The following is a 17967-nucleotide window of genomic DNA, read 5'->3' as shown; positions in this document are numbered from 1 at the left end:
AGGTCGCCGTGATTGGCGACCTTTTTGTTACGCATTATAGAAAAATTAAATGAAATTTATAAAAGTCTGATAGGCAACACCGAGGGAAAGTACGGTAGCTACCATATGTGCAGTCCATTTAGGCATATTTAAATTCAATACGACATTATACAAGATTCCATATAAGATATAAATGATTAATATAAATGCAATGAATTGAAGAATTAGAAAAAATAGTGGTTGTTCTAAAGAATTAATATCATGTTGTTCCATTTATTCTCACTCCCTTTATTTAATATATTAATATAATTAATTTGAAAGTAAAGGGTTTATTTCTATAAAGTTCCAAATCGTGAAACTAAAAGGTACATTAGTAATTTTAATAATTGATGCAAACTATAATGTAACTCAAGATATTATTCCGAAATCAGTAAAAAAAGGTCGCCATGAATGGCGACCTTTTTCTACGCGTTATACCCGAATAATTTTAAATCTTCACCTGAGTCTGAAATTATCTCTTCGAACTGCAATCCTACTTTTTCTAAAAGCTTTCCTGAATTGATGTTATCAATAGTAGTAATTGCTACAATTCGTTTCAGACCGAGCTTTTGTACACCGTAGTCTATTACAGCAGAAGCGGATTCAAAGCCATACCCCTTTGAACGGAATTTCTCTAAAAAGGCGAAGCCGATATCAACATCTTCTAATGTATCTCTTTTTATAAGCCCGCACATACCAAGTGGAGTGAGATCTTCTTTTCGCTCTACTAAGTAAAGGCCAAAGCCCATTTTATTATACATATCAACTGGTCCGTTTAAGATGTATTTTTTTGCATCGTCTAAGTTTTTAATCCTTTTATCACCAATAAACTGAATCCATGCAGGATCGTTTACTAATTCAAGAATAAATGGAGCGTCTTTTATATCAAACCAGCGAAGAACGAGTCGTTCAGTTTCAAGAACTATCAATCCATTGCACCACCTTTAATAGTTATAACAATTAGTATGGGTTGCGAAATACAAAAGTGCAACATATTTTCATTATGCTCTACTTGTTCACATAAAGTTCGTTTGTTTTGTATAAAGGGATATTTTATAATTAGGATTGATTGTAAAGAGTGAGATACTTATACAATGACTCCTAGGTAACTAGGAGTTTTTACTATATAACTATCATTATTACTAAATATGACACACTACACATTCTACTCAAGGAGGTACATAATGAAAAAATTATATAATGCATCGTTTACGTATTTGATTATCGGTTTATTATCGGGGATTTTCGCTAGGGAGTATGGAAAGTATAAGGGGATTGTAGGATCTACTTTGTTAAATCTTTTGCATACACATACACTTGTACTCGGCTTTTTCTTCTTTTTAATTGCTTTAGGATTAGCAAAAGTATTCGCGTTTCATGAAGCGAAAAGTTTTAATAAGTGGTTTGTTTTACATAACATTGCATTAACTTTAATGTTAGGCTCATTGGCAGCAAGAGGGCTTCTTCAGCTAAATGGAGCGGACTTTAAAGGGTTAACTTACATTGTTGGGTTTTCCCATTCGTTAATGGCAGTTACTTTAGTTTGGTTTATGTTGCTAATAAAGAAGTCATTTAAAATGTAGTTTTATCCCGCATTAACGGGCAGTAAGACCCTCACCTCAAAATTGAACGAAAGCAAAGAAGTTAGGTAGAGGATCAACTGCCCGTAAAAGCCCGATTGGTGAGGGCTGATAATCAGTGGGGGATGAATCCCCCCACTGATTAAAGTTTCACTTTATAGAAAAGAACTTGCAGCAATTGTTGCAAGTTCTTTTTGTTTATTCGACAGTGGGAATCGAATTTTATATGTATAAAACTTGAATTATTTAATTTTTCCGATTATTATGTATGAAATAAGTTAACATATTTTGTAATTCAAATTTATAGGAAGTAGGCGAGTATACGATGGAAATAACGGTAGAGCGTTTAGTAAATGAATTAAAGGGTGTACTTCCCGAAGATCGAGTAGTTGTAAATACGACAGTAAGAGAGTTACATAGTAAAGATGAATCTTATCATGCTAGTAGTTTACCTGATGTAGTAGTTTTTCCGAAAACGACTGAAGAGGTTAGTAAATTAATGAAAGTAGCGAGTGAACATAAAAAACCTGTCGTTCCTTTCGGCGTAGGTTCTAGTTTAGAAGGACATGTTATTCCATATGAAAAAGGAATTACAATGGACTTTTCGCTCATGAATAAAATACTCGAAATAAGAGAGAAAGATTTTCTTGTAAGAGTACAACCGGGAGTGACTCGCTCTCAGCTTAATAAAGAATTGAAAAAGTATGGATTGTTTTTTAGTGTAGACCCAGGAGCAGATGCAACGTTAGGTGGAATGGCTGCTACAAATGCGAGCGGAACGACAGCAGTTAAATACGGGGTAATGCGTGATCAAGTTCGTGATTTAGAAGTCGTTCTTGCTGATGGGGAAGTAATACATACTGGAAATTTAGCAGCGAAGTCATCATCAGGTTACCATTTAAATGGTGTTTTCGTAGGATCAGAAGGTACTCTTGGATGCTTTACAGAGTTAACGTTAAAAGTATACGGCATACCAGAACATGTTATGGCTGCAAGAGCATCGTTTCCAACTATAAATGATGCAGTAGAGGCTGTGATTAATATACTACAAGCGGGTATTCCAATTGCGAGAATTGAACTTGTAGATGAATTATCTATGAAACAAGTAAATCATTATAATGAAACAAGTTACAGAGAAGAACCTACACTGTTTTTAGAATTTCATGGCAACGAAGCAGGGCTAAAGCAAGATATTGAATTCACGAAGGAAATTGTTTTTGATCATAAATGTAAAGAAGTTGCTTTTGAGACGGAAACTGCGGCGAGAAATAAATTATGGGAGGCACGGCATAATCTAGCATACTCTTACGTTCATAGCTATCCTGGTAAAAAGCTTATGAGTACAGACGTATGTGTACCAATTTCAGAATTAGCTGGTGCAATCCAACATGCGAAAGAGACGTTAGATAAAGTAGGTCTTGTCGGTGGTATTCTCGGTCATGTAGGAGACGGAAATTTCCACGTGCTCTTAATGATAGATCCAAACGATAAAGAAGAAGTGAAAAAGGGCGACGAAATAAATGAAAGTATCGTTTTATATGCTCTTAAACGAGGTGGAACGTGTACGGGTGAACATGGCGTTGGAATCGGAAAACGAAAGTATCAAGAAGAAGAACATGGGGCGGCATTACTCGTAATGGAAAAAATAAAGAAAGCTCTTGACCCGCAAAATATTTTGAATCCGAATAAAGTTTTTCAATTGAAGGATAGGGGATGATGGGGTGAAAGTACTAGAAGCGATAAGTAATATAGCTGGAAAGTATTTTGCATTTTGGGTTATTTGTATTGCAGCTATTGCATATTTCATTCCTGGACCATTTCTCGGGTTAACTAGTTACATAACAATTTTACTCGGGGTTGTCATGTTTGGGATGGGATTAACATTAAAGGCTGTTGATTTTAAAATCATTGCTACAAAACCATTGCCAGTTATTATCGGTGTATGTGCTCAGTTTATTATTATGCCACTTGTCGCATACGTACTAGCCTACGTTATGAATCTGCCAGCTGAATTAGCAGCTGGATTAGTGTTACTCGGTTCGGTACCGGGTGGCACTGCATCAAATGTTATGGTTTATTTGGCAAAAGGGAACTTAGCGTTGTCTATTGCAATGACTTCATTATCAACATTACTAGCACCGATTGCTACACCTCTTATTTTATTATTACTTGCGAGACAATGGATGCCAGTGAATGCTATGTCTATGTTTCTTTCTATCGTACAAGTCATTATCCTACCTATTATTTTAGGGTTAGTAGTGAAGAAGTTTTTCCCTACAACTGTTACGAAAGGAATGACTGTTATTCCTTTAATATCAGTTGTAGCAATTATCATTATAGTTTCAGCGGTGGTTTCAGCGAATGTAAGTAGCATTACTTCTTCAGGTCTGCTTATCTTTATTGCAGTTATGCTTCATAATGCATTTGGTTTTTTACTCGGATATATAACAGCGTTCGTACTGAGACTAGACGAAGGGACAAGAAGGGCTATTTCAATAGAAGTAGGAATGCAAAATTCAGGTTTAGGTGTTGCGTTGGCAACAGCACATTTTGGACCAGCAGCTGCACTTCCAAGTGTATTAGCGGCAGTATGGCATAACATTGCAGGGCCGATTTTAGCAACCATCTGGTCAAAAAATGCAAAGAATACTTTCAGTGATGAAAATTTATCGGTAAATATAGAAAAATAGGAATGATAAAGAATGCAAAAACGTATTTTACATTTTGAAGGGTTAGTTGTTTTCATAGCCACGATTTATGCGTATTCGATATATGAATTTAGTTGGATTATATTTTTGGTATTCCTTTTAGCTCCGGATATATCAATGTTGGCGTATGGGATAAATAATCATGTAGGTGCTAAAATTTATAATATTTTTCACACATATATTATATCGATAGTAATAGCTATCATAGGTGTATATTTTAAGGTAGATACCGTTATAATGATTGGCTTAATATGGACGGCGCATATTGGAATGGATCGAATGTTTGGATATGGATTGAAATATGAGACGGATTTTAAAGATACTCATATTCAAAGGTTATAAATTATTTTGGGAGAGGGATACATTGAAACAGAGAATTACTATCGAAGAATATAACATCAAATGGGTAAGTGAATTTAATAAATTACAAATTATTATTAACAATGCAATGGAAGAACTTGCTTTGTCCGTTGAACATGTGGGTAGTACAGCTGTTAAAGGACTTGTATCAAAACCAATATTAGATATTGATATAGTAATAGAAGGTTATGAAATTATTTCTGAAGTAGTAACAAAGCTTGAAGCGATAGGATACTATCATCAAGCAGAATGGAGCTTCAAAGGGAGAGAAGCATTTGGCAGAAAGGACGCTTTTGTTCCGTGGGACGGGGAAAGTACAGTTTGGATGGAACATCATTTATATGTGTGTGATAAGAATAGTGAAGAGCTAAGAAGACATATAGTGTTTCGAGATTACCTTCGTGAACATGAAGGTGTAGCTATTGAATATGGAAGTTTAAAGAAAGTGTTAGCAAGAAAATCGAAAAATAGAGCGAGCTATAGTGAAGGTAAGACGGCATTTATTACAAGTATATTGAAGGAAATAAACTAAGGTCGCATTGAGTACATGCGGCCTATTCTTTTTAAATTGAAAGCTGCCACTATAAAATAATGACAAACTGTCCCTGTTAATTGATACGATTACTAAATATAATAAGAAATAAAATAGAAAAGAGCGGAAAAGAGGGAGCTTATGTACATACCAAAATATTTCGCAATACAAGATGAAGAGATGAAGTACGAAATAATGGAACAAAATAGCTTTGCGACATTATTTTCTCAACATAACGGGGAACCATATGCAACGCATTTGCCGTTGTTATTAAATAGGGAGACTCTAACTTTACATGGCCATTTCGCACGTCCGAATGAACAGTGGAAAGATAGTGGGAATCAAGAAGTATTAGCTATATTTCAAGGGCCACACAGTTACATATCACCATCGTGGTATGAAACAAACAATGCAGTGCCAACATGGAATTACGTCGCAGTGCATGTATATGGAGAATTGGAAATTGTTGAGGATGAACAGGAATTAATAGATTCTCTTCAAGAGTTAGTACATAAATATGAAAATCCACAGAGTACCTATTCACTTAATGATGTAGACCCGAATTATATGGCAGGATTAAGTAAAGGGATAGTTGGTTTTAAAATTAAGATTAGTAAAATAGAAGGAAAAGCGAAGTTAAGTCAAAATCATTCTGTGGAAAGAAGAAAATTAGTTGTAGAGAAACTTGAGAAAGTTGGTAGTGAGGGGAGTAGGCGGATTGCGGGGTTGATGAGAAAATAAAGTTTACTTGAAAGGGCAATATTCTAAATAAGCATATTAAAAAAAGACCTTCTGAATTGAAGGTCTTTCGTTTTTTAAAGCGCTTTTACTGCTGTTGTTGAGTTGTAGTCTTTACTTACGTCAACAGATTGAACAAAGTCAGGTCTTTGTGGTGCGGGAAGATCAGCGTGACTTGCTTTATATGTAAATGAACTATTTATCCCAATAGACACAATTCCAATAACAGATAATCCTAATAAGATAGAACTAATTTTTTTTATCATTTTAATGCCCCTTTCTCAAAAGTTTTTTCTTTTGCTTGTAATGCTTTATGAAAATACTCACTTGCTTTTATGTGATTATTTTCATCGTAAAGTTTAACGGCTAATTTTTCTGAATATTCTTGAGTGTAGTTATATAAAGATTCTTTGTCGAAATACGTAATTCCTTCAAGAATAATATTTTCTAGATCTTCAGTTGTCTCATTATTGTTAATAGAATTTAAAATTTTAAAATGAAGTATATATTCATCATTGTTTAGTTCAGTACAAACTTCCAAACCTTTTTTGATAAGTTTTTCAGCAATGTTTATTTCACCAAGTTTAGAATGCTCTCTGGCTTGTAAAAAGAGCGCTTTAAAGTGTGTAGGTATTTTGGTTGACACCTCTGATAAATGTCTAATCGCTAGAGAAGACAGGTTTTGACTTGCATAGAGCCAACCTAGATTATTACGAACGCTTAAAACTAAATCATTTTCGTTTAGTTTTTGTAAAATGGAAAGAGCAGAATTGAACTTTTCCTCTGCTTGTTCATATTGCTTTAAAAATACACATGAGGAACCAATTATATTGTCGCAAAGTGCTAATTTTATCTCGAACCCGTTTTCAGTCATGAAAATATTTCTGGCTTTTGTTGCTTGCTGAATTGCTTCAATAGGTTTATAAAAATGTTGATTAAAGATAGCGAATCGGTAATTAAATTCTGCTTCCTCTAGTTTATCTGAAACATTTCCTAGCAGCTTTTCAGCATTTTCGTAATGTTCGCTAGCTAAGTTGTAATTTGTTGTTAAAGTAGCATGAATTGCTTTAAAGAAATGATAGTAGTAAGAAAGTTGGTGATTAGCTGGAATCGAGTAAGAATCTATCTTATTGAAACTGTCTTTTGTAATACTTAAACCATCAGTTAAAACTTTGAAACGAAAATTTAATAGAGAATAGTATAATGCTAAGTTTTCATCTTCCTCAAAGTTTAGTTCCTTTTCCTCAATTTCATGCTTTAAGTTTGTCGCCTGAGACACATCTTGTTTAAGCATAGCTAAATACCAATCATTAAATAATTTCGTAATTTGTTCATTACCTTGTAGTTGAACGTTCATGAAATCCCCTCGCTTTTTGAATATTCTTATAAAATATAGTATCAAAAATAACAATATTTAGAAATGATGTTTTATATTTCTCAACATTTGTATAGTAGAGTTGTGATTAAGCTCATTGAAATAGAGTGGATTTTGTTTTTGGAGTAAAGAAAGAGCAGAAGAGAGGGGATAAAAAAGGTGTGTTCACTTAATTTGTATGAACACACCTTTTTACATATTAAACAATCAAGTCCCACAAAAAGTACGATAAGGACGATTCGTCGGTACAGGTGGAACGCAGTATTCTTCATGATCTGTAGTATAAGCATAAGGATTGGATAGCGCTTCAAGAAGTTTCTCCATTACGCTATAGTCGCCATTTGTGACAGCTACTTCTAGTGCTTCTTCTACACGGTGGTTCCTTGGGATGATGGATGGATTATTATTTTTCATCATTTCGTAGGCATTTTCTTTCGATTCTTCTTGTCTTTCTAATCGAGATTGCCATAGTTTGTACCATTCTTTAAATTCAGGACTTTCAAATAGGGCTGTATTTTCGAGCGTATCAAGAGTTAATGACCGGAATGTATTTGTGTAATCTGCTTTAAATTTCTCCATCATTTTTAAAAGTTGCTCAATAAGCGATTGATCTTGTTCCTCGTTGCTAAATAGTCCTAATTTCTTTTTCATTCCAAGGAACCACTGGTTTTCATACTGTACGCTAAATTTTGAAATTTCGTCTTGAGCAATTTTTAATGCTTCTTCTTCATCTTCGTGCAGAATCGGTATTAAAGATTCTGCTAATCGTGCCAGATCCCATGCGGCCATATATGGCTGATTTCCATATGCGTAGCGACCTTGTGTATCGATAGAGCTAAATACAGTTCCTTGGTCGTAATTGTCCATAAAAGCACAAGGGCCGTAATCAATCGTTTCCCCACTGATTGTTATATTGTCAGTGTTCATGACGCCGTGAATAAATCCAACAAGTTGCCATTTAGCGATGAGACTTGCTTGTTTCTTTATAACTTCTTGTAGTAATGCAGTATATCGGTTTTCATGAGCCTCGATTTCTGGATAATGCCTGTTTATTGTATAGTCAGCTAGTGATTGAAGATCCTCGATAGAACCACGAGCTGCAGCATATTGAAATGTGCCGACGCGTATATGGCTACTTGCTACTCTAGTTAAAATTGCTCCAGGTAACTTTGTTTCACGATATGTTGGTTCACCAGTTATGACAACTGCTAAACTGCGTGTAGTCGGAATATCGAGTGCATACATTGCTTCACTAATAATATACTCACGTAGCATCGGACCGAGTGCAGCGCGACCATCACCGCGGCGTGAATACGGAGTAGGGCCAGAACCTTTTAGCTGAATATCAAAACGTTTACCTGAAGGAGTAATTTGTTCGCCAATTAAAAGAGCACGACCGTCGCCTAACATATTAAAATGTCCGAATTGATGACCGGCATACGCTTGTGCTAATGGGTGAGCTCCTTCTGGGAGTGCATTACCAGCGAAAACTGCAATTTCAGCTTCCTTTTTCAATTCTTCAGGATTAAAGCCAAGAGATATTGCTAGTGAATGATTTAGTTTAATTAGCTCCGGTGAACTTACGGGAGTAGGGGGGATTTCTGTATAAAATGATTGTGGTAAAGTCGTATAACTATTATCTAAATTCCAACCAGCTTCATTTTTTTTAGTCATTTTATCTCCTCCTTGTTTATTTTTTATTATGTATTTGTACGTATGTATTCTTTGTAAAATTAGCTAAAAGTATAATATGATATTTCCCCTTGCAATCTATTGTAAGGACTTCACTGCACTATGTCTATTTAACAGCAAATATAAAAACTCCATTTTTTTAATGGAGTTTTTATGATTACTTAATTTTTACGATTATTTTTCCTTTTGCTCTTCCAGCCTCTGAATATTCCATTGCTTTTTGCGCATCTTCAAAAGGGAATACTCGATCGATTACCGGTTTGATTTCACCAACTTCAATATAGTGTGCAATAGTGCGTAATTGATCTCCGCTTGGTTTCATAAATAAAAATGAATATTGCGCATTATGCTTCTTTTCAAGTGCAGTAAGTTTTCTACTTGCTAATGAAAATAAGAATGTTTTAAAAAATCCGGAACCAAATTCTTTACCGAAACGAGCATTTGGCATTCCTGAAACGGAAACGATGTTGCCGCCGCTTTTTATAATATTGAATGATTTTTCAAGTGTTGTCCCGCCGATTGTATCAAATACTGCATCATAATCTTGTAGCATTTCTTCAAATTTTTCTGTTTTGTAATTAATAATTTCATCTGCGCCAAGAGACTTTACTAAATCGGCACCAGCTTCACTAGCAGTTGTTGTAACGGTAGCTCCCATTATTTTTGCTAACTGAATTGCAAAAGTACCAACACCACCGGAACCAGCGTGGATTAATATCTTTTGTCCTTTTTGTAAGTGCATGATGTCATGTAATGCTTGATAGGATGTTAAGCCAACAAGAGGGATTGATGCTGCTTCTTCAAAACTTAAATTTTTAGGTTTTAAGGCTACGTCATCCTCATGAATGGCTATATATTCCGCGAAAGTACCGATCTTATTTTTTCTTGGGCGTGCATATATTTCATCACCGACTTTAAAGTGAGTTACTTTTGATCCAACCTTTACGATGACACCGGAAAAGTCATTCCCAAGGATTAGGGGCATTTCATATTTAAGTAACATCTTTACCTTTCCATCGCGTATTTTAAAGTCAATTGGGTTAATACTAGCTGCATGAATTTCTGCCAGCACTTCATACTCATTTATTTCAGGAGTAGGTACCTCTGCCATACGCATTGGAACTTTCCCGTATTTATCAATTATCATTGCTTTCATTTCTTATACCTCCAAACTTCAATAAAAGTAGTGCAATAGCTTTTCAATATCTAATACAAGATTTTTTAATACACCTAATTTTGTACGTATATCAATATAATAAAAGTTTTTTGTACCTTCTTTTCGCATTAAAATAATACCGGCTTCTCGTAAAATTCTAAGATGATGTGATACCGCTGGTCGAGAAAGGTGTGTTTTTTTCGTAATTTCGCCTACACGTAATCCGGTTTGACATTCCGTTTCCATGAGAACGAACAAAATAGTTTGACGTGTTTCATCGCCAATTGCCAATAATACTTTTTGAGAATCAATAAAATCTTTTTTTATAACATTTAATTGTTCTTGTTTATTCATTTCAATTACTTTACCTCCTGGTAATTAGTCGAAAGGTTTAAGATGATGAACCATTATGTCAATAAGGTAATGCTACATGATTGTTGAATGAGCTGCAATATTGGGAAAGAAAATCGAGACGAATGAAATTTTATGTGTTGAAAATGGTAGAGGATAGAAAAGGATTTAATAATACGTTGTTTACAGATGAGTAAGGTTAAGACATTGACGAAAAAATTAAGCGGTTGTAACCCTTTATAATTTATAGGGTTACAACCGCTTATCATGTTTTTATTATGTTGGTGTTTACTAAAGTGAGTTGTTTCGTTTTACTCTTTCATATATGCATAATTCAAATAGATTATAGATGTATGAAAAAGTAAAAGTAATTTGGGGCGTAATCTATTTATATGATAATTTAAAATGAAATATAAGTCTATATCTTTGTTGTTTTTTTGATTATATTTATGTCACTGAGCTCAGAACAATGATGTGGAGGGTAAATATATGAAATCGAATGATGTACCAGTTTTAATTGTTGGAGGAGGATTAACAGGATTAGCATCTGCGCTATTCCTTGCAAAACATAGCGTTGATTATTTACTGATTGAAAGGCACCCGTCTACTGCAATTCATCCAAAAGCAGGTGGAATCACTTTTCGTACGATGGAGTTATTTCGAGAATTAGGTTTAGAACAAAGAATTAGATCGGCGGGGAAAGCGTTAGAAAATTGTCGGGGAAGAATAGCAGTTCAAACAATAGCTGAGGCGAATAAGGAAGAATTGGCACAAATGAGGGCGACTCAGTATGGAAACGATGAAAAGTTACTTCAAAAAATAGAAGAGATTAGTCCATCAAAACAAACGGCGTGTTATCAAATTACTTTAGAAGAGATGATGTTACAAAAAGCGAGATCATTAGGCGGAGAATTATCTTTTTATCATGAATTAGTTTCTTATGAACAAAATGAGCATGGAGTAATAGCAACGATTCGGAATCGTGAAAAGGAAGAAGAAAGTATTATTCATTGTGACTATGTAATTGCAACAGATGGGGCAAAAAGTAAAATACGTGAGCAGCTAGGGATAAGTACTGAGGGACGAGGTACAATCGGTGGCTATTATATGAATATTTATTTTGAAGCGGATTTAAGTGAGTTTATACAGGGAGATGCATTTGGTTTTACTATGGTACTTCATCCGGAAGTTCTTGGTGCGCTTATTCCAGTTGATAACGAAAGAAGATGGATTTACCATGTATCCTACGATCCATTAAAAGGAGAGCGACCAGATGACTTCACTATAGAACGTTGTAAACAAATCATTCAAACAGCAATTGGAAGTACAAAAATTGAGTCAGAAATAGTAAGTGTTTTACCGTGGGAAGCGACCGAAAGTACAGCCGTGAAATTTCAAGATAATCGAATCTTTTTAGTTGGTGATTCAGCACATATTATGCCACCAACTGGAGGATTTGGTTCAAATACAGGCATACAAGATGCGCATAACTTAGCTTGGAAATTAGCGGCTGTTATAAAAGGGAAAGCAAATCCAAAATTGTTAGAAACATATCATCAAGAGAGATATCCTGTTGCAAAATTAACGACGGAGTATGCGAGTAGTTTATTGTTCCGTGCTGCGAATAGAGAGGAAGGCAGTTTGAATAATATGGATGGGTTAGCTGTAACTGTTGGGTATCAGTATTGTTCTGAAGCGATAGTAGATGACTCAGCTACTCCACATAGAATGGATATCGTAGATTTGAGCGGAAAGCCTGGAACGCGAGCACCACATTTTTTTGGCATGTATAAAGGGAAAGAAGTTTCTATATTAGACTTATTAGGTAACAATTTTGTATTACTTACTGAAGTAGAAAATAGTTCTTGGATTGAAGCTACATTGGATGTTTCATCTAAATTAGGAATAAATATTAAAGTACTTCGAGTAGGGGGAAGTGGAGACTTTATTGCTCAAGAAAATGGTTTTCGTGAATTATATGGGATAGAGAATGAAGGAGTTGTACTAATTAGACCAGATGGTTTTATTGGATGGCGTTCGGAAAAAGCGGTGATAAATCCAGATGTAATGCTGGAGGAGGTAATGAGTAATTTATTATGTCGTTTTTAAATAATTACAGAAGCATTGTCTTATATACTTCATTTTACTGAAAAAATAATATTCACAAAGTTTAATAGGTTTGGTATGATTAATTTCGACAAGTTAATCGAGGCCGGAGATATTTGAGATAAGCCATAAATTTATTTAGGGATACAGAAGTGTCCTCTAAATAAATTATGGCTTTTTTTATTGATGAGCTGTAATCAATAAGGAGTTACATGTGAATAGGAGGGATATGGAAAATAAATAGTATAGTAATAACGTAGGGGAATTGTATTTGTAAGATTGGAATTTTCATATAAGCTTATAAAAATAATGAAAGTATATCTTCTATTTCGTGTAAATCTCATTAACTTGTTGAAATTTGCAACGTAGGAAGGGTTAGAAGGATGAGAAAAATTATTAGCGTGTTAGTTATTTTCTTTATGATGGGAAGTATCTATGCTGGGGGAGCTGTTCATGCAAAAGCAGAAGGGAAGCATGAATGGAATACGAATAAGTTTTTAAACATTGCACATCGCGGAGCAAGTGGACATGCACCTGAGCATACTTTTGCTTCTTATGATCTTGTGAAAAAAATGAAAGCGGATTATTTGGAGTTAGATATTCAATTAACTAAGGATGGCCAATTAATTGCAATGCATGATACAGCAGTTGATCGTACTACAAATGGAACAGGTGAAGTACGAGATAAAACATTAAGTGAAATAAAGAGCTTAGATGCAGGATCTTGGTTCAATACAGCTTATCCAGAAAAGGCTAAGCAAGAGTATGTTGGGCAAAAAGTTCCGACTCTTGAAGAAATCTTCCAAAAGTACGGAAGAAGCATGAAGTATTACATTGAAACAAAATCACCAGATGTGTATCCAGGAATGGAAGAAAAATTGTTAGCGTTGTTAAATAAATATAATTTAGTAGGTCAAAACATGTCCTCTAGTCGTGTTATGATTCAATCATTTAGTAAAGATAGTTTAACAAAGATTCATAGTATGAATAAAAATATTCCGTTAGTTCAATTGCTTTGGTATTATCCAAATGAAAACAATGAGATTGTTGAATGGTCTGGAATTACACATGAACCGAAAAGTGTAACGAATGATGATTTTCAAGAAATTAAAAAGTATGCAGTTGGTATTGGGCCAAACTTCCGTAATGATAACGGAGAACTAATTATTGATGAGTCATATATGAAAATGGCTAGGAAAAATGGACTGTTAATTCACCCGTATACAATTAATGAGAAACCAGATATGAGATTGTTAATTAAATGGGGTGCTACAGGAATGTTTACAAATTATCCTGATCGATTACATAGTGTGTTAAAAGAAAAATAAAGTGAAACTTTAATCAGTGGGGGTCTTACTGCCCATTAAAGCGGGATAAATAGGAGAAAAGGTATACCGTTGTTTTAGGTATACCTTTTCTATTATGCTAGATTATAGTAGTAGGATACATATTCCTCTAAACCTTGAACTTCTTTTTCAGGTGGTTCAATACAGCCTTTTTTACCGTAGCAAACATTTCTCAAGTATTCTCCAAAAATCATGGAGCGACTCTTTTCATTTTCCATCCAGTTATATCTATTCATTATAAACTCACCATCGAAACTTGTATCAAATGTAAATGGAATACAAGTAACAGTATTAGGTAGATGTTTTTTTAATACTCTATATTGTCGACCAGCTCCTAAACTTTTACATACAAAGAGTAACCGATTAATTTTTGTGAAATCAAAAATCTTTTTCGCTTCAATTACATTAGCAATAGAATGGAGGGAGCTTGTCTCGAATAGGATAGCGTCTTTTGGTACGCCATGTTCAATTAATTTATTTACAATTACTTCTGCTTCTGATAAATCCCCGTAATTCCAGCTCGGATGTTTCATGCCATGCAAACTAGTACCACCTGTAACGATAATTTGGTTTCCTAAACCTTGTTGATAAGCTTTTAGAGGAGCTTGCCAATTGCCAGGATGAGAACCACCGAAAACGAAAATGGCATCACATTTTTGTGGTGTAATTTCTTTTAGAAAAGTGATTTCTGTAATTTGATTGATTTGTTTTTTCGTAAGAGTAGGGACATCAGGATATTTAGGGATTACCATTTGAAAACCTCCTATATAGTAAAATGACAAATTCATTATATAGCGATTTTGTTAAGTGAAAAAAGAGAAGCTTTTAATTAGAAAGTTCCCCTTTTAAGATAACTCTCCAATAAACCAAATTTCTTTTTCATCGATTGTATCCTCATCATAAATGATCTCTTGGAAGTGCAAGGTTTGGAAGGGGGGACAAATTGATATTCCCTATGTCTTCCAAAAATCAGACTCATTTGAAAGTGGGATCCATTTTTGAAATTCACTATTTCTATTAAAGAAATTATGAAAGTAGTCCTCATTTTTAAATACAATAATTTGTGAATTCCACAAACTTTCTATAGAAATGAAAACAACAACTCGATATGTATGTGTATCGCTCGGTTTTATTTTTATTAAATGGTTTGCTTGATTTAATAAGGTTTGTATACACAATTGTTTTACTTTTCTAGGTGTTTTACACGAATCGATAAAAGTTTGGGAAACTGGTAAAGGCATATACCAATATTCATCGTTATAGAAAGCAGAAGGGAACGTTTTTGTATGTTCTTCAATTCGCTGTATCATCGTGTTTGTTTTACGATTCATCCCACGTATTTTCTTTTCACGCATTGTTAAACCATCTCCATAAATTTTTGTAATGCAGCTGAGTGATATATATCTTTCCTAATAATAAAAGTAGTAGGAACTTTTTTGAATTTATTTGGTAAAGGATTGAATGATAAGTTATGTTCATGCCCCTTTAAAATTGATTTCATCATAATCGCTACACCCATATTTGATTTTACACAGGCGAGTATTGCTTCAATTGTTCCGAACTCTAATACTCGTTTAGGCGAGATGCCCTCTTCTTGAAGCAAGTCTTCTAATAAACTTCTATAATAGCAACCGTGACTAAAAGCGAGTAAATTCATATTTTCTATGTCTGTAAGGGCGGATAAAGGTTTTTTACTAATGAGAACTAATTCTTCTTCACGAAATACATTTGTATGAAGTTCAGTATGCTGAGTAGATCCTGCTATAAATGCTCCGTCTAGTTTTCGTTCTAGCACTAGCCTAATTAGTTGTTCGGTCGTATTTGTTTCTAAAATCAATTCGACTTCGGGGTATTTCTCATAATAGGCCGTTAATATAGATGGAAGCCTTACCGCTGTTGTAGATTCTGTACACCCGATTTTCAAAGTGCCTTTAGGATCAGTTCCATTACTTTGAACCGCTTTTATAGATTGATCCATTAAGTGGATAATTTGTTTGGCGTATGTTAATAAAATTTCACCGTTAGAAGTTAAAGTTACCCCTTTTCCATTACGATAAAATAAAGGCACACCTAATTCATTTTCTAGTTGTTTCATACGCATTGTTACGCCTGATTGTACGTAGTTCAAATTTTTCGCTGCGTGAGAAATATTACTTTCCTTTGCAACTTCGTAAAATACAGTTAAATCTTTTATGTCCATGCATCATCCCTCCGAAAAGGTATCATTTTTTTTGATGGATTATATGATGAATCTTTATTTTATATGATATCAAAACTTTCATACAATGGAAGAGGGGAGGGGTTATTTTGTTAATCGAAGAAAGGATGAATAGTGCTTATAAGTGGGTTATGTTAATTGTTGCGACGATTGCTCAAACAACAGCGACACTTATAACATATGGTGTCGGAGCTTTCGCTTTATTTTGGAAAGAAGAATATGGGCTTACGAATACGGAGAGTGGATTGTTAGTAAGTGTTGTAAATATTGGACCGTTATTTTGCATGCTTTTTGTCGGTCGGTTACTGGATCAATATAATGAAAAATTATTAATTTCTATCAGTTCATTTTTGCTAGGAGGTTCGTTTTTACTAACTAATATAGTAAATGGATTTAATGGTCTGTTATTTGTACTTTTATTAGTAGGAATGTTTTATAGTGTGTCCCAGCCAGGAGGAAGTAAAGTAATTTTAAAATGGTTCCCAAAAGAAAATCGAGGATTAGCAATGGGAATAAGGCAAGCTGGTATACCGATTGGTGGCGCATTAGCGGGAGTGCTAATCCCGTTTCTAACAATACACTATAATGTGACTTACGCGATAAATAGTATGGCATGCATTTGTATAATTGGAGGAATATTATTTTTTATGTTTTATAAAGAGCCACATGTTCAAGAGGATGCAAGGAAAGAACATATTAAAATTTCTTTTTGGACGCAGCTAAAAGTAGTGATATGTAAAAAAGAGTTGTATCCAATATATATAACGGGTATTTGCATGATTTCATTGCAAATGGTATTAGTTGGGCACTTCATGAAATTTTTAGTAAGGGAAGAATCCATTACATCTATTGTAGCTGGAACAGTATTTTCAGTGATGTTCTTTTCTGGAATGATTGGCCGTGTTGTATTAGCAGCTAGTAGTGATTTGTTTTATAAGGGGAATCGGCATACGCCTTTATTTATAGCTGTCTGTGCTTCTATCGGTTTGATTCTATTGTTAGTAATGAGCATACATACAGTAACGAGTGGAGTATTGTATGGTGTAAGCGCATTGTTAGGCTTCTTTTCAATTGGTTGGTTTAGTCTTTTTATCGTCGAAGTTGCTGAATTGGCAAGTGAAGAATCTGTTGGAATAACAGTTAGTTTGGCACTTACATTCAATCAAATAGCGATTATTGTTGCACCTGCTTTATTTGGTTATATTGTCGATGAGAAAGGGTATACGTATGCTTGGTTGTGTATAGTGATATTATTAAGTATCTCGGTAGTGAGTTTATATAGTAAAAATAAAAAATAAAAGAAAGTTAGCAATGTAAATTTTTTATGAAGAAAGTCTAAAGAAATGCCGAATGAGCGACATTTCTTTTTTTATATGTTGTATAATCAAAATATAAATGAGATTCGTTTTCATTGACGTTCGTTACCTCTTTTGAAATTGCCTGTTACTTTAGCCATAATGAGTTGTCTTTCTGTATCGTTATGTGCAAGATTTATTTTGTTTAAAAATTTTTCAGCAGCATTTCCTTTTAATATCATAATTTGTTTCCCGTAATATTCAATTAAAACTATGTTGTTTTTTGTTACCTTGTAATGAAACATCATATCATCTAAACGATTGCGTTTATCAGTATTTTTCATGTTTATAACTCCTTTTTGATAATGTGTAACAAATGTTACATAAGATATTGAAATTATAGTAGGGTGTATCCGATTGTAAGGTGGAAATTTTGCAAGAAAGAAATACAATAGAGAGTAGTCAAAAACTGAATATGAGAAAAAGGAATCT

19 protein-coding genes and 1 pseudogene are annotated in these 17967 nt (G+C 34.2%); 9 read left to right on the top strand and 11 right to left on the bottom strand.

Going from position 1 to position 17967, the window contains the following annotated elements; genetic code table 11:
* Positions 1 to 45: 45 nt before the first annotated feature.
* On the bottom strand, positions 46 to 252 hold the full coding sequence (locus tag MHB74_RS16915) for a hypothetical protein (protein ID WP_061677715.1): 207 nt from the start codon (positions 250 to 252) through the stop codon (positions 46 to 48).
* 191 nt (positions 253 to 443) lie between these two features.
* Complete coding sequence (locus MHB74_RS16910) at positions 444 to 947, bottom strand: GNAT family N-acetyltransferase (RefSeq protein WP_061677713.1); 504 nt, start codon at positions 945 to 947, stop codon at positions 444 to 446.
* Between the two features lie 255 nt (positions 948 to 1202).
* Here MHB74_RS16910 and MHB74_RS16905 point away from each other — a divergent pair, with 255 nt between their 5' ends.
* The 6 genes from MHB74_RS16905 (at position 1203) to MHB74_RS16880 (ending at position 5939) form a co-directional block, all read left to right on the top strand.
* Positions 1203 to 1601: a DUF2871 family protein gene (locus tag MHB74_RS16905; protein WP_061677712.1), complete on the top strand. Its 399-nt coding sequence runs from the start codon at positions 1203 to 1205 to the stop codon at positions 1599 to 1601.
* Between the two features lie 322 nt (positions 1602 to 1923).
* Complete coding sequence (locus MHB74_RS16900) at positions 1924 to 3315, top strand: FAD-binding oxidoreductase (RefSeq protein WP_061677711.1); 1392 nt, start codon at positions 1924 to 1926, stop codon at positions 3313 to 3315.
* 4 nt (positions 3316 to 3319) lie between these two features.
* Complete coding sequence (locus MHB74_RS16895; protein WP_061677710.1) at positions 3320 to 4288, top strand: bile acid:sodium symporter family protein; 969 nt, start codon at positions 3320 to 3322, stop codon at positions 4286 to 4288.
* A 12-nt stretch (positions 4289 to 4300) separates the two neighbouring features.
* Positions 4301 to 4648, top strand: a complete 348-nt coding sequence (locus MHB74_RS16890) for a DUF4260 domain-containing protein (protein ID WP_061677709.1) — start codon at positions 4301 to 4303, stop codon at positions 4646 to 4648.
* A gap of 22 nt (positions 4649 to 4670) precedes the next feature.
* Positions 4671 to 5198, top strand: coding sequence for a GrpB family protein (locus MHB74_RS16885; RefSeq protein ID WP_061677708.1), 528 nt, complete (start codon positions 4671 to 4673; stop codon positions 5196 to 5198).
* A 141-nt stretch (positions 5199 to 5339) separates the two neighbouring features.
* The gene (locus MHB74_RS16880) at positions 5340 to 5939 is read left to right on the top strand and encodes an FMN-binding negative transcriptional regulator (RefSeq protein WP_061677707.1); all 600 of its coding nucleotides are present in this window, start codon (positions 5340 to 5342) and stop codon (positions 5937 to 5939) included.
* A 74-nt stretch (positions 5940 to 6013) separates the two neighbouring features.
* Here the strand turns inward: MHB74_RS16880 and MHB74_RS16875 are convergent, their stop codons facing one another.
* The 5 genes from MHB74_RS16875 to MHB74_RS16855 form a co-directional block, all read right to left on the bottom strand.
* Positions 6014 to 6202 (bottom strand): Phr family secreted Rap phosphatase inhibitor, encoded by a 189-nt coding sequence (locus MHB74_RS16875; protein ID WP_000592005.1) that lies wholly within the window; start codon positions 6200 to 6202, stop codon positions 6014 to 6016.
* Positions 6199 to 7293, bottom strand: coding sequence for a Rap family tetratricopeptide repeat protein (locus MHB74_RS16870; RefSeq protein WP_061677706.1), 1095 nt, complete (start codon positions 7291 to 7293; stop codon positions 6199 to 6201). The genes MHB74_RS16875 and MHB74_RS16870 overlap by 4 nt, the downstream gene beginning before the upstream one ends.
* A gap of 225 nt (positions 7294 to 7518) precedes the next feature.
* Positions 7519 to 8985: a protein adenylyltransferase SelO gene (locus MHB74_RS16865; protein WP_061677705.1), complete on the bottom strand. Its 1467-nt coding sequence runs from the start codon at positions 8983 to 8985 to the stop codon at positions 7519 to 7521.
* Positions 8986 to 9160: 175 nt separating this feature from the next.
* A complete protein-coding gene (locus tag MHB74_RS16860; RefSeq protein ID WP_061677704.1) occupies positions 9161 to 10159 on the bottom strand; it encodes an NADP-dependent oxidoreductase in 999 nt (332 codons plus the stop codon).
* An 18-nt stretch (positions 10160 to 10177) separates the two neighbouring features.
* A complete protein-coding gene (locus MHB74_RS16855; RefSeq protein WP_061677703.1) occupies positions 10178 to 10513 on the bottom strand; it encodes an ArsR/SmtB family transcription factor in 336 nt (111 codons plus the stop codon).
* 486 nt (positions 10514 to 10999) lie between these two features.
* Here MHB74_RS16855 and MHB74_RS16850 point away from each other — a divergent pair, with 486 nt between their 5' ends.
* Together MHB74_RS16850 and MHB74_RS16845 are read left to right on the top strand one after the other, a co-directional pair.
* Positions 11000 to 12619 (top strand): FAD-dependent oxidoreductase, encoded by a 1620-nt coding sequence (locus tag MHB74_RS16850; protein WP_061677702.1) that lies wholly within the window; start codon positions 11000 to 11002, stop codon positions 12617 to 12619.
* A gap of 380 nt (positions 12620 to 12999) precedes the next feature.
* Positions 13000 to 13944, top strand: a complete 945-nt coding sequence (locus tag MHB74_RS16845) for a glycerophosphodiester phosphodiesterase (RefSeq protein ID WP_061677701.1) — start codon at positions 13000 to 13002, stop codon at positions 13942 to 13944.
* Between the two features lie 92 nt (positions 13945 to 14036).
* Here MHB74_RS16845 and MHB74_RS16840 read toward each other — a convergent pair whose 3' ends face one another.
* The 3 genes and pseudogenes from MHB74_RS16840 to MHB74_RS16830 form a co-directional block, all read right to left on the bottom strand.
* A complete protein-coding gene (locus MHB74_RS16840) occupies positions 14037 to 14714 on the bottom strand; it encodes a YdcF family protein (RefSeq protein ID WP_061677700.1) in 678 nt (225 codons plus the stop codon).
* A 93-nt stretch (positions 14715 to 14807) separates the two neighbouring features.
* Positions 14808 to 15317, bottom strand: a pseudogene (locus tag MHB74_RS16835) (DUF3916 domain-containing protein).
* A gap of 2 nt (positions 15318 to 15319) precedes the next feature.
* On the bottom strand, positions 15320 to 16162 hold the full coding sequence (locus tag MHB74_RS16830) for a LysR family transcriptional regulator (RefSeq protein WP_061677698.1): 843 nt from the start codon (positions 16160 to 16162) through the stop codon (positions 15320 to 15322).
* A 125-nt stretch (positions 16163 to 16287) separates the two neighbouring features.
* On the opposite strand from MHB74_RS16830, the gene MHB74_RS16825 reads away from it, so the two are divergent.
* A complete protein-coding gene (locus tag MHB74_RS16825; RefSeq protein ID WP_141658053.1) occupies positions 16288 to 17478 on the top strand; it encodes an MFS transporter in 1191 nt (396 codons plus the stop codon).
* A gap of 110 nt (positions 17479 to 17588) precedes the next feature.
* Here the strand turns inward: MHB74_RS16825 and MHB74_RS16820 are convergent, their stop codons facing one another.
* Positions 17589 to 17819: a hypothetical protein gene (locus tag MHB74_RS16820; protein ID WP_061677696.1), complete on the bottom strand. Its 231-nt coding sequence runs from the start codon at positions 17817 to 17819 to the stop codon at positions 17589 to 17591.
* Positions 17820 to 17967: the final 148 nt, after the last annotated feature.

The organism is Bacillus sp. FSL K6-0069, assembly GCF_038007785.1.
GTDB lineage: Bacteria > Bacillota > Bacilli > Bacillales > Bacillaceae_G > Bacillus_A > Bacillus_A mobilis.
This window is presented reverse-complemented; position numbering and strand designations above follow the sequence as displayed.